We start from the raw sequence: 13,183 nt of genomic DNA, 5'->3' as shown, positions 1-13,183 counted from the left end.
TGGATTAAATATAAAAAGCCAAATCAAACAGGAAAGGACTGAACGAAAAAAGTTCAGTCCTTTTCTGTTTGGCTTATTTTTGCAGAAAATTAAATTGGGCAAAGAACTCTTCTAAATTAGATTTTGACAAGTCCCAAGCTAGATTACTTTTCCAGGTTTGGTAGGCAGCAAGATTCCATTGGTGACTACTTTGGTGCCAAGCTTTGAGGAGTTGCCCCGTGATACCTTCTAATTTGCGGCGGGTTTCTGGGTCAGATTTACCAAACACTCCTCTTAATTTATGGAGAAAATCACGGATAGACTTTTCTTTTTCCAGATCATTGAGGGTGGTATATTTCATTTGGTCGAGTAGTTGGAAGAGGTGTTCAACAAAAAAATCTAGATCTTCATTCGGAACTTGATCAACCCAAATTTTTAAGGCTTGGTCCATTATCTGACTTAACCGTGAATTTTTTGGACAAGGGATAAAGGCTTGGTCTTGAACCCGCCAAAGTTTACAATCGTGTTGGGAAAACCCTCGTTGATGACTTTTTATAATGGTGGGATGACAGTCATGAAAAAGCATATAACCAACTAAGGAGTCTTCTGGGACAATGCGTTTGATTTTGCGGCGTACCCGCTTATAAGCTTGGCTCTTTAAAATAATAGCTTGTAAACCGGGACTATCTAAACAATAAATGGATTGGATACGGTCTTGATAATATTGTTTGGAGAAGACCGCTGCAAAGAGGGCAAGATTGCCACCTTTTGAGTGGCCAACTAAGATATATTTTCCATGACTGTGGCTTTGGGCAAAATTTTCAAAATAATCCCGGGCCGCCAGTTGCGCTGGGACAGTTTCCTGGTAGGCCATTTTTAAATCTTCTTTCCAACCAATCAGGGTATCGTCAGTGCCACGGTAGGAAATGAGACTTAAATCTTCTTTTAATTGGAAGGTCATGGCACAAAACTGCATTTCTCTGTCTGGGTCAATGACTTCGGTGAAATTTTGACAAATTATGTTGGAAAAGCGAGGGCTATTAGCTAGTGTATAAAACAGCTTGAGCCGGTCCGGCGTGGTTAAGAAAGGATTATCTACAATATGGACACTTTCGTTTAGATTGAAGGCATGGCAAAGATCGATTAGGGTCCAACGATCTTTTTGTTGGAAGTAGAGATTGAAGGGGAGATAGACTAATTCATTGAGTGCAACGATATCCAGGTCATTCAAGGGTCTTTGCCAGAAGGTATCTGTACCCCAGTCTTTGAGATAATGATTAATGATGTCCATAAGCAACTCCTTTGAGGTAAAATAATAAATCGGGTGAAAGACTTGATATCTGGTTAGGACTATTGTACAATAAAAAGCGGTCTTATGGCCAATACACACGCTTATGGTTAAGTTCTAGGGTGCTTCTCACGGGAGTCTAGGTCTTTTATGCGATAAGCGGAGGAAAAAAACCAAATGGAGGAATGAAAAAATGGCAGTAATTTCTATGAAACAATTGCTTGAAGCTGGTGTTCACTTTGGACATCAAACACGTCGTTGGAACCCTAAAATGAAAAAGTATATCTTTACTGAACGTAACGGTATCTATATCATTGACTTACAAAAAACAGTGAAGTTAGTGGATCAAGCATATAACTTTATGCGTGACAACTCAGCTGATGGTGGTGTCGTACTTTTTGTTGGGACTAAGAAACAAGCTCAACAAGCTATCCAAGAAGCCGCTGAACGCTCAGGTCAATACTACATTAACCATCGTTGGTTAGGTGGTTTATTAACTAACTGGGAAACTATCCAACAATCAATTCGTCGTCTTAAATCAATCGAAAAGATGGAAGAAGATGGCACGTTTGATTTACTTCCTAAGAAAGAAGTGCTTCAATTACGTAAAGAATTAGCTCGTCTTGAACAAAACTTAGGTGGTATCAAAGATATGCCACGGATTCCAGATGTAATCTTTGTGGTTGACCCTCGTAAAGAACAAATTGCAGTTAAAGAAGCTCATACCTTAAATATCCCAGTGGTAGCTATGGTTGATACTAACTGTGATCCAGATGAAATCGATGCTGTTATCCCATCAAACGATGACGCAATCCGCGCAATCAAATTGATTGCTAACACTATGGCTGAAGCCGTAATCGAATCTAACCAAGGTCAAGCTGAAGAAAGTACTGAAGAAGAAGCTTCTGATAAAGAATTCTTCGACAACTTATTCGAAAAAGAAGAAACAGCAGATGCTGAATAATTAATTAATCAAACTATCTTAATACAGGGTTGATCACGGGTTCTGCCTACGCCTGTGTTAAGATAGCTTTTTTATTTTAAAAGAATGGTCACTGACTATTGTCTTTGTTATAATATGCTACAGAAGGATATAAGGAGGAAGTATTTTAATGTCAAAAATTTCTGCAAAACAAGTTAAAGAATTACGTGATATGACCGGTGTAGGTATGATGGATGCTAAGAATGCCTTAGTTGAAACTGATGGCGATATGGATGCAGCCGTAGATTTCCTACGGACTAAAGGTCTAGCTAAAGCTGCAAAGAAAGCTGACCGTATTGCAGCTGAAGGTTTAACTGCTACTTATGTTGACGGCAATACTGCTGCAATCGTTGAAGTTAACTCAGAAACAGACTTCGTATCTAAGAATGAAAAATTCCAAGACCTAGTAGCTACCATTGTTAAAGCAGTCGCTGAAAATAAACCTGCTGACATTGAAGCAGCTAAAGCAATTGAAATTGATGGTAAAACCATTGATACCATTGTGACTGAAGCTACGACAGTTATCGGTGAAAAATTAGACTTCCGTCGTTTCGCAGTTTTAACTAAAGAAGATGCTGATGTTTTTGGTGAATACGTTCATGCGGGTGGTTCAATTTCTGCTATCGTTAAAATCACTGGCGCTAGCAATGAAGCGGTTGCTAAAGATGTCGCAATGCACGTGGCTGCCATCAACCCTCGTTATGTAAATCCTGATCAAGTAGATGCTGAAGTATATGAACATGAAAAACAAGTTCAAACTGAAAAATCTTTAGCTGAAGGGAAACCAGCCAATATCGTTGAAAAAATGGTTCAAGGTCGGATGCATAAATTCTTAGCCGAAATCTCATTAACTGAACAAGATTTCATTAAAGAACCAGACTTATCTGTTTCTAAATATGTAACAGCTAATGGTGGCGGTCAAATTGATTCATTCGTTCGTTTCCAAGTGGGCGAAGGTATTGAAAAACGTCAAGACAACTTCGCAGATGAAGTTGCAGCTCAAATGAAAAAATAATTTTTAACTTTGGCCCCTACGGGGGCCTTTTTGGGAGCGGGCCAAAGTTGAAATTATCAGATTTTCAATTTGTCTGCCCGCCCCCGCACAGCCGATTAGGACGAAACAAGAGCAGAGCACCGAAGTTTCATCCAATCGGCTACTGCGTTTAAGTAGATGTTTTTATAAATAACTGTAGCAACCGATGCTTTTTGCACAGTCTTCTTTTATAAAAGCATGACCTTAAGAAAGGAAAACTTATGACAAACGAAGCGATTAAATATAAACGCATCGTCTTAAAACTGAGTGGCGAAGCCATTGCTGGAGAAAAAGGTTTTGGGATTGACCCTGCTACAATTAAGACGATGGTAGCTGAATTAAAAAAAGTATATGAATTAGGTACGGAAATTTGTATCGTTGTGGGTGGCGGTAATATCTGGCGGGGCAATATTGGCCAAGAAATGGGTATGGAACGCGCTCAAGCTGATTATATGGGTATGTTAGCGACTGTTATGAATGCCTTAGCCTTGCAAGATGTGCTTGAAAATGCAGGTGTGCCAACTCGAGTTCAAACTTCAATTGAAATGCGCCAAATTGCTGAACCTTATATTCGGCGTAAGGCAACCCGCCACTTAGAAAAAGGCCGGGTGGTTATTTTCGCAGGCGGAACAGGTAACCCATACTTCACGACTGATACCACAGCAGCTCTACGTGCTGCTGAAATTGATGCCGATGTAATTTTGATGGCTAAGAATAATGTGGATGGTGTTTACAATGCCGATCCTAATGTTGATGCAAACGCCACTAAATATGATAACTTGACTCACTTAGATGTAATTGCTAAAGGCTTAAAAGTTATGGATTCAACTGCATCCTCATTATCAATGGATAATGATATTCCTTTAATTGTCTTTAATCTTAATGAACCCGGTAATATTGTACGGGTCGTTAAAGGTGAAAATATTGGAACGATTGTCCGTGGCCACTAAGTACAAAACAGAATAGTATTTTAGAGTTGGGCCTTGGCTCAACTCTTTTTTTACAAGCTAAGCTGTTAAGTGAGACAAAAAGAATAGTTAGCCAGGAAATGAGATTCAATCAAAACAATCTGAAAAATTCGTCGGCGATTGCTAGAACATCATTTTGTCTTAACAGATTTTTTATGTTATAATTAATTGATAAATAAAGCAGGAGGATGTCATTATGGCAGATACAATTTTAAAAGAAACGAAAGACCGCATGGCCAAATCTGTCGAAGCTTTCTCACGAGAATTAGCTTCTATCCGTGCAGGTGTTGCCAATGCAAGTATCTTAGATCGGATTCAAGTCACTTATTATGGAGTACCAACACCATTAAATCAATTAGCTAGTATTACTGTGCCAGAAGCACGGATGCTTTTGGTGACACCTTATGATAAATCGTCAACCACCGAGATTGAAAAAGCCATTTTACAATCTGATGTAGGGATTAACCCGACCTCAGATGGAGATGTGATTCGCCTAGTTATTCCAGCCTTGACTAAAGAGCGACGGGAAGAATTGGTGAAAGTTGTCGGTAAAGAAAACGAAACTGCTAAAATCTCAATCCGTAATATTCGTCGTGATCAAATTGATGCGGCTAAAAAATTAGAAAAGAATAATGAATTAACTGAAGATGATGTGAAAGATTATGAAAAACAAATCCAAGCGATCACTGATGAAAAGGTTAAAGAATTAGATGCTTTAGCTAAGGCTAAAGAAGATGAAATTATGAATAATTAGGAATTTACTTCCTAAGCGACAAACAGGATACCATTCAGATTACGCTTATATTGAGCAGAAAGTCATGGTTTATCTTGTTTGTTTTTTTGTCTAATTAGATCTTTTGCTAATGGTTAGATGGCCCAGCTCATAGTCTTCTTTAAGAAAATGTAAAATGGCTAGAAAAAACAATATGCTTTAAGTATAATAGATTCTAAGTGTAGTAAGAAGGAGAGTCTTATGGATAATAAATTTAAAGCAATTCCCAACCATGTGGCCATTATCATGGATGGCAATGGGCGTTGGGCAAAGAAACGTTTGCTGCCGCGGGTTGCTGGCCACCATCAAGGAGCTCAGACGATTAAGAAAGTGGCGAAACGTGCCAATCAATTAGGAATTAAGGTTCTTTCACTGTATGCTTTTTCAACTGAAAATTGGGGTCGTCCTGAAAAAGAAGTTAAGTTCTTAATGGATTTACCCAAGGAGTTTTTTAAAACCTATCTTCCTGAGTTGATGGAAGAGGGGGTTAAATTAGAAGTTATGGGTGATTTATCTACCTTGCCAAGTGCAACTAGAGAAATTATTGAAACTGCCTTAGACCAAACCAAGCATAATACGGGTTTGATCTTGAATTTTCTTATCAATTATGGCGGACGTCAAGAAATTACTAAAGCAATGCAAGCCATTGGTCAAGAAATTCAAGCTGGACGAATCCAAGCAGACCAGGTGGATGAAACTTATATCGAGCAACACCTAATGTCAGCTAAGTTAGGAGCTTATGCCCAACCAGATTTAATGATTCGGACGAGTGGTGAGGAACGGTTATCTAATTTTCTCTTATGGCAAGTGGCTTATAGCGAATTTTATTTTACCAATACTCTTTGGCCGGATTTTGATGCCGAGGCTTTAGATTTGGCAATTCAAGAATATGGTCAAAGGCAACGTCGTTATGGTAAAGTACTTTAAAAGATAAGGGGGAGTTATATGAAAGTCAGAGTTCGTTCAGCTTTGCTTGGCTTGGCTATTTTCTTACCCTTTATTATTTTAGGGCAGGGTTATTTTGCCTTTGCTATTGCTGTGATTGGTTTAGTATCACTTTATGAATTAGCCCGAATGGCTCAAATACAATACTTATCTTTGATTGGTGTAATATCTTCAATTGCATTACTTTCCATGCTTTTACCCCAATATTACACAAAGGTTTTACTAAGTCACCGATTAGACACTTCTTTATTTTTCTATTTATGTTGTTTGTTGTTGTTAGTCTTAAGTGTCTTCAAACATCGCACCTTTAATTTTACTCAAGCGGCTATTTTGATATTAGGGGCACTTTACATTGGGTCTGGCTTCCGTTATTTAATCATTATACGTGATATGGGCCTAGCTACCTTAGCTTTCGTGTTTGTCGTGATTTGGTCAACGGATATTGGTGCATACTTAGTCGGGCGTAAATTTGGAAAACACTTATTAGCGCCTGAAATCTCACCCAAGAAAACCGTTGAGGGTATGGTGGGAGGAACTGCAACCTCTTTATTGGTGTCACTCTTATTTCTATGGATTTTCCCAGTAAACCATAGTCAAATGCAGTATATTCCTATTTTAATCATCCTGATTTCGATTTTTGGTCAATTAGGAGATTTAGTGGAATCAGCCTACAAACGTCATTATAATGTCAAAGATTCTGGTAAAATTCTACCAGGTCATGGAGGTTTTTTAGACCGGTTTGATTCAACCCTATTTGCATCAATTTTGATGATGGTGTGGATGAATTTAATGCACTAGTCTAGCTAACTTGGTTCAAAAACCAACTAGTGTAAAATATATTCTGTAATTAATTAAAGTCTGAGCGAAAATGGCTCAAGTGATTAGAAAGTGTGTGTCCATGAAAACACTATTAGTATTTTTATTAATCTTTTCAATTATTGTTGTAATCCATGAATTTGGCCATTTTTATTTTGCGCGACGGGCAGGAATTCGTGTCCGTGAGTTTTCAATTGGAATGGGTCCAAAATTATTTGCCCACCAAGGTAAAGACCATACAGCTTATACTATTCGGATGTTACCTTTAGGGGGCTATGTCCGGCTAGCGGGATTAAATGAAGAGGAAGACCTACAAGCGGGGATGGAAGTTTCTCTAGCTTTTAATGACCAAAATCAAGTGACTTTGATTAATAAGTCCAAAAAGAGTGGTCAAGATGAATTACCCGTCCGGATCAATGATTTTGACCTCTTGGATGACTTAACGATCGAAGCGATTCCGGTGGGCCAAGATGTAATGCAAACTTATTCCGTGTCTGACCAAGCCCTGCTCGTTGAAGAAGATGGCACCAAGATTCCTCTAGCTCCTCGGAGCATGCGTTATGAGTCTGCTTCAGTGTGGCATAAGTTTCTAACAAATATGGCGGGCCCTTTAAACAACTTTATTCTTTCAATTTTAATTTATACGCTTATTGCCTTTTTATTACCAGGTGTGCCAGTGGGGACTACCAGTGGAGAGAGTCAACCAGTTGTGGGTCAAGTATCACAGAATTCACCGGCAGCTGCGGCTGGCTTACAAGCAGATGATGAGATTAAGGCCATTAACGGCCAAACCATTGAGACTTGGGAGCAATTGACCCAAACTATTCAAGACAATGGTGCCAAAGAATTAAGCCTTACGGTTGAAAGGGCGGGTAAGGATGTCCAAGTCCAATTAACGCCTGAAAAGGCGGACAATGATGGGGGCGACCCAAACCGCTTAGTCATTGGGATTATGCAAAAGTCTAATGTAAGTTATGATTCTTCTTTAGGCGCCCGTTTAACCTATGGTTTTACCCAAACTTGGGCGGTTGTGACTGGGATTTTTGGAGTTCTAGGCTCTATGTTAGTCTCTGGTTTTAAGCTTGATAATTTTGGCGGACCAATTGCGATGGCGCAAATGACTAACCAGGTTGTCTCCTATGGTTTTACAACGATTTTATCATTTATGGCTTATATATCTGCCAACTTAGGCGTCTTTAATCTATTACCAATTCCAGCCTTGGATGGGGGCAAGATCCTCCTTAACCTAGTAGAGGCGGTCCGAGGTAAACCGCTAAGCCAATCAAAAGAAGGCATTATTACCCTGGTAGGGGTCTTTATCCTTTTTGTCTTTATGATTGCGGTCACTTGGAATGACATTCAACGCGCATTTTTTAATTAAGCTAAACAAATAATAAAGGGACAAGTGATCGATTCCCCGGGAATCTAATTTGTCCTTTTATACTGTACAAATGGAGGCAAACATGAGAGATAAGCGACATTTATTTGAAGTTTTATTACAACAGCTTCAAATTAAGGAAGAGAATATCTTACAACAACTAGAAGATGTAGAACTCGAACGGGTTGATGTGATTGCCAACCAAGGTGACTGGCATTTTTATTTGCGCAGTCCCCAAAGAGTTCATCCGGAAGTCTATCAAATATTTCACGCCCATATGTTAGATGCCTTCCAGGGTATCGCAAGTATTGAAATTCACTGGGCCTTTGCCCAAGATAACTTGGATGATGACTTACTCCAACACTATTGGTTTGCCGTCTATTCTGTCTTAGGTAGAGAAAAGCCAATAATTAAAGCAGCCCTTGCCCATGCCAACTTCTCTTATGAAGCGGGGGTCTTAGCGATTGCCTTACCCGGCCAAGCTCAATTAGAAACGGTGAAGGGTAAGTATGATGCCTTATTCAAACAGCGTCTCCACCAGGTCGCCATTGACAACTTAGAAATCAAGTATTTTGTCGATCAAGCTTTACAGAATCAACAAGTGGAGCATTTTATGGAGCTTCAGGAACAAGCGGAACAGGAATCTCTAGTCGCAGCGCTTGAGGCCCAAGAAAAACGGCAGGAACAGGTGGCCCAAGAAGAAGCGGCGGCCGACCGCCAAGATATTGGTCGGGATATTCCCAAGGATGCAGAAATTATCCCAATTATCGATTTGGAAAACCACCAATATCGGTCTGTCACTGAAGGTTATATCTTTAAGAAAGAGTTAATTAACCTGCGGTCAGGTGCGACGCTATGTGTCATGATGATTACCGACTATACATCTTCTGTACAGGTTAAACTATTGTCAGGGAAACGGATTAAGGTAGAACAATTTGATCTCTATAATGTGGGCGATTGGGTCCGCCTGGAAGGGGATATGATCCCAGATAACTTCTCCTCCGAATTATACTTAAGACCGCGTTCCATTCGCCTAATTAAGAAGGCCAAACGTCAAGATAAGGCACCTGACGGACAAAAACGGGTCGAGTTGCATGCCCATACCCAAATGTCGACCTTAGATGCGACCAATTCAGCTAAGGATATTATTAAACAAGCGGCAGCCTGGGGCCATCCGGCAGTTGCTATTACTGACCATGCAACTGTCCAAGCTTTTCCAGAAGCCTATCATGCGGCCCAAGATAATAATATTAAAGTCATTTATGGGGTCGAAGCTTACTTGGTCAATGATGGTGAACCGGTAGCTTATAACCCGAAAGAAATCGCCTTAAAAGAAGCGACCTATGTAGTTTTTGACGTGGAAACGACAGGTTTATCCTCCGTCTACGACAAGATTATTGAGTTAGCGGCAGTTAAGATGAAAGAAGGTCAAGTAATCGATACCTTCGAGGCCTTTATCAATCCTAACCAACCCCTCTCCTCTTTTACGACGGAATTGACTGGGATTACCAATGCCATGGTCGAGGATGCTCCCCAAGAAGATGTGGTCTTAAAAGATTTTTATGATTTTTCTCAAAATACAATCTTAGTAGCCCATAATGCTTCCTTTGATATCGGCTTCCTCAATAAGGGGTATGAACGAATAGGCATTGAAAATACCCCTCTGCCCGTGATTGATACCCTAGAATTATCGCGGATGGTTAATCCGCATTTGAAATCCCACCGCTTAAATACCCTGGCTAAACGCTATGGGGTTAATCTTGAACAACACCACCGGGCTGTTTATGATTCAGAGACTACCGGTTATTTGATGTATAAACTGCTTGATCAAGCGCTGGCTGATTTTGGGATGGAATATCATCACCAGTTAAATAATCAATTGGGGCAAGGGGATGCCTTTAAGCAAGCCCGCCCGATGCATGCCACCCTCTTAGTTAAGGAACAAGATGGGCTTAAGGATTTATTCCGTTTGGTTTCAGAATCAAATATCCACTATTATCATCGGGTCCCTCGGGTGCCGCGGTCAATTTTGAATAAATACCGTCAGCACTTATTAGTAGGAACGGCATGTTCCGAAGGGGAAGTCTTTACTGCCATGATGCAGAAGGGATACGATGAAGCCAAGGAATTAGCCAAATACTATGACTTCATTGAAATCATGCCGAAGGGTGCCTATTTACCTCTTTTACATGATGAAAATATTCACTCGGAAAAAGAATTAGAAGAAATCATTGCTAATCTTTACCGGATGGGCAAGGAATTAAATAAACCGGTGGTTGCAACCGGTAATGTTCATTATTTAGATGAAAAAGATGCCATCTACCGGGAGGTTGTCCAACGTTCTTTAAAAATTAACCAGTCACGTGACTTGGTATTACCCCAAGTTCACTTCCGGACCACGGATGAAATGCTGGATGAATTTGCTTTTTTAGGCGAAGAGATTGCCTATGAAGTGGTAGTGACTAACTCACAAGCAATTGCTGATTCAATTGAAACAATCAAAGTAGTCAAAGACGAACTGTATGCTCCCCGGATTGAAGGAGCTGAGGATGAAATTACCCAGCTAACCTATCAACGGGCCCATGAATTGTACGGCCAAGACTTACCTGAAATTGTTGAAAAACGTATTGAAAAAGAATTAAATTCTATCATTAATAATGGCTTTGCGATTATGTACTTGATTGCTCAAAAATTGGTACATAAATCCAATCAAGACGGTTATCTGGTTGGCTCGCGTGGGTCAGTCGGGTCAAGTTTGGTCGCGACATTTACAGGGATTACTGAGGTCAACCCCTTAGCCCCCCATTATCATTGTCCTAATTGTCAGTATTCAGAATTTTATACCCAAGGAGAATATGGGTCTGGCTTTGACTTGCCGAATAAGGCATGTCCTAAGTGTGGTGCCCAATTGGCCAAAGACGGTCATGATATTCCCTTCGAGACTTTCCTCGGTTTCAATGGCGATAAGGTGCCCGATATCGATTTGAACTTCTCGGGTGATTACCAGGCACAAGCTCATGCTTATACCAAGGTCCTCTTTGGTGAAGATTATGTGTATAAGGCGGGTACGATTGGTACAGTTGCGGCCAAAACGGCTTTAGGTTATGTCCGGGGTTATATAGAATCAGTGGGCCACCAATTACCCCAAGCAGAAAAAGAACGCCTAGCTTATGGAATTGAAGGGGTGCGGCGGACGACCGGACAACACCCGGGCGGGATTATCGTAATTCCAGATTATATGGATGTCTATGACTTTACCCCAATCCAGTATCCGGCCGATGATTCTTCGGCTGACTGGCGGACCACCCATTTTGATTTCCACTCGATTGATGCCAATGTCTTGAAACTCGATATCCTCGGACACGATGATCCGACCGTTATTCGGATGCTCCAAGACTTATCGGGTATCGATCCAACCACCATTCCAACGGATGACGCCGATGTGATGAAGCTTTTCTCTGGGACTGAAATTTTAGGGGTCACTCCAGAACAAATCTATTCAGATACGGGGACTTTAGGGATTCCTGAATTTGGGACTAACTTTGTCCGAGGGATGGTTTCAGAAACTAAACCTAAGACGTTTGCCGAGTTACTACAAATTTCTGGTTTGTCTCATGGTACCGATGTTTGGTTAGGCAATGCCCAAGAATTGATTAAGAATAATGTCGTGCCTCTAGCTAAAGTAATTGGTTGTCGGGATGATATTATGGTGACCTTAATTCAATGGGGCATGGAGGAAGCCTTGGCCTTTAAGATTATGGAACATGTCCGAAAGGGCAAGGGCATTCCGGATGATTGGCAAGATAAAATGCGGGAGGCCAAGGTACCTGAGTGGTATATTGATTCCTGTCTTAAAATTAAGTATATGTTCCCTAAAGCCCATGCAGCGGCTTATGTACTAATGGCTTTACGGGTTGCTTATTTTAAGGTACACCATCCTCTGTATTATTATTGTGCCTATTTCTCTGTCCGGGCTAAAGATGTGGATATTGTTGCCATGTACCAAGGTAAGGAAATGGTCAAACGACGGATTAAAGAAATTAACGAAAAAGGCAATGACGCTTCAAATAAAGAAAAGGAATTAATTGTAGAATTATATATTGCCAACGAAATGCTAGAACGGGGTTATCATTTTAAAATGGTCGATTTAGAAAAATCACAAGCCCGTAATTATGTCATTGAAAGCGATAGTCTGATTCCACCTTTTAAAACGATTCCTGGTTTGGGAGCGTCAGTGGCCGACCAGATTGTGCAGGCCCGGAGCGAAGCTAGCTTTTTATCTAAAGAAGATTTAAGTAAACGGGGTAAGGTGTCTAAATCCTTAATCGATTATATGACCGAACAAGGGATTATTAATCACTTGCCAGACGAAGATCAATTGAGTCTTTTCTAGCTAGCTTATTTAACCTGCTGCGCAAGCGGCTTTGCTTGTCTTTTCTAATAAAGTATGGTATATTTATGATAGTAAATAGTGACTGAGAGGCAGTGAGCGGGTTACCGCTCGCTGTTTTATGTTTATAAGGTGAGAGGTGAAGAATGAGTACTGTTTTAGAAAAAGTAAGACCCATTATTGAAGAGACGGTTGCAGCCAATGATTGTCGGTTAGTTGATTTAGAATATCTTAAAGAAGGTCCTAATTGGTATCTTAGAGTATACGCCGATAAAGACGGCGGGATTGACTTAGATGACTGTGCTTTTATCAGTGAGAAGTTAAGTGAGGCGCTCGATTTAATCAAACCAGATCCTTTTCCTAAGTCTTATTATTTAGAAGTTTCTTCACCAGGAGCTGAACGTCCTTTGAAGACAGCGGCTGATATTGAGGCGGCAGTGGGCGAATATGTTCATTTTGACTATTATGTACCCCAATATGGTGAGAAATTCCATGAAGGCAACTTGCTAGCTGTGGAAGATACACTTTATCGTATTGAAGTCAAAGACAAGACCCGTCGCAAAGAACTTGAAATTGATAAGAAGGCGGTTGCTAAAGCGCGTCTAGCGATTGAATTTTAATAAGGTTAGGAG

At 40.4% G+C, this 13,183-nt stretch carries 10 protein-coding genes; 9 read left to right on the top strand and 1 reads right to left on the bottom strand.

Annotated features, from left to right (window positions below; all coding sequences use genetic code 11):
- Nucleotides 1–73 precede the first annotated feature (73 nt).
- Nucleotides 74–1,270 (bottom strand): Mbeg1-like protein, encoded by a 1,197-nt coding sequence (locus HMPREF9257_RS06530; protein WP_006418708.1) that lies wholly within the window; start codon nucleotides 1,268–1,270, stop codon nucleotides 74–76.
- A gap of 190 nt (nucleotides 1,271–1,460) precedes the next feature.
- Between HMPREF9257_RS06530 and rpsB the strand changes: the two genes are divergently transcribed.
- The 9 genes from rpsB (at nucleotide 1,461) to rimP (ending at nucleotide 13,171) form a co-directional block, all read left to right on the top strand.
- Entirely contained in the window at nucleotides 1,461–2,231 is a 771-nt protein-coding gene (gene rpsB, locus HMPREF9257_RS06525; RefSeq protein WP_006418637.1) for a 30S ribosomal protein S2, read from the top strand.
- A gap of 148 nt (nucleotides 2,232–2,379) precedes the next feature.
- Nucleotides 2,380–3,264 (top strand): translation elongation factor Ts, encoded by an 885-nt coding sequence (tsf, locus tag HMPREF9257_RS06520; RefSeq protein WP_006418648.1) that lies wholly within the window; start codon nucleotides 2,380–2,382, stop codon nucleotides 3,262–3,264.
- A 239-nt stretch (nucleotides 3,265–3,503) separates the two neighbouring features.
- Complete coding sequence (gene pyrH / locus HMPREF9257_RS06515; RefSeq protein ID WP_006418645.1) at nucleotides 3,504–4,232, top strand: UMP kinase; 729 nt, start codon at nucleotides 3,504–3,506, stop codon at nucleotides 4,230–4,232.
- 214 nt (nucleotides 4,233–4,446) lie between these two features.
- Entirely contained in the window at nucleotides 4,447–5,004 is a 558-nt protein-coding gene (gene frr, locus HMPREF9257_RS06510; protein WP_006418631.1) for a ribosome recycling factor, read from the top strand.
- Nucleotides 5,005–5,223: 219 nt separating this feature from the next.
- On the top strand, nucleotides 5,224–5,949 hold the full coding sequence (locus HMPREF9257_RS06505; protein ID WP_006418613.1) for an undecaprenyl pyrophosphate synthase: 726 nt from the start codon (nucleotides 5,224–5,226) through the stop codon (nucleotides 5,947–5,949).
- 18 nt (nucleotides 5,950–5,967) lie between these two features.
- A complete protein-coding gene (locus tag HMPREF9257_RS06500) occupies nucleotides 5,968–6,765 on the top strand; it encodes a phosphatidate cytidylyltransferase (RefSeq protein ID WP_006418620.1) in 798 nt (265 codons plus the stop codon).
- A 100-nt stretch (nucleotides 6,766–6,865) separates the two neighbouring features.
- Nucleotides 6,866–8,164, top strand: a complete 1,299-nt coding sequence (gene rseP / locus HMPREF9257_RS06495) for an RIP metalloprotease RseP (protein WP_006418646.1) — start codon at nucleotides 6,866–6,868, stop codon at nucleotides 8,162–8,164.
- A gap of 82 nt (nucleotides 8,165–8,246) precedes the next feature.
- Nucleotides 8,247–12,554 (top strand): PolC-type DNA polymerase III, encoded by a 4,308-nt coding sequence (locus HMPREF9257_RS06490; RefSeq protein ID WP_006418640.1) that lies wholly within the window; start codon nucleotides 8,247–8,249, stop codon nucleotides 12,552–12,554.
- A 143-nt stretch (nucleotides 12,555–12,697) separates the two neighbouring features.
- On the top strand, nucleotides 12,698–13,171 hold the full coding sequence (gene rimP, locus HMPREF9257_RS06485; protein WP_006418632.1) for a ribosome maturation factor RimP: 474 nt from the start codon (nucleotides 12,698–12,700) through the stop codon (nucleotides 13,169–13,171).
- Nucleotides 13,172–13,183: the final 12 nt, after the last annotated feature.

This window comes from Eremococcus coleocola ACS-139-V-Col8, assembly GCF_000183205.1.
GTDB classification, from domain to species: domain Bacteria; phylum Bacillota; class Bacilli; order Lactobacillales; family Aerococcaceae; genus Eremococcus; species Eremococcus coleocola.
Note: the sequence above shows the minus strand (reverse complement) of the source record. Positions and strands in the feature narration are given on the sequence as shown.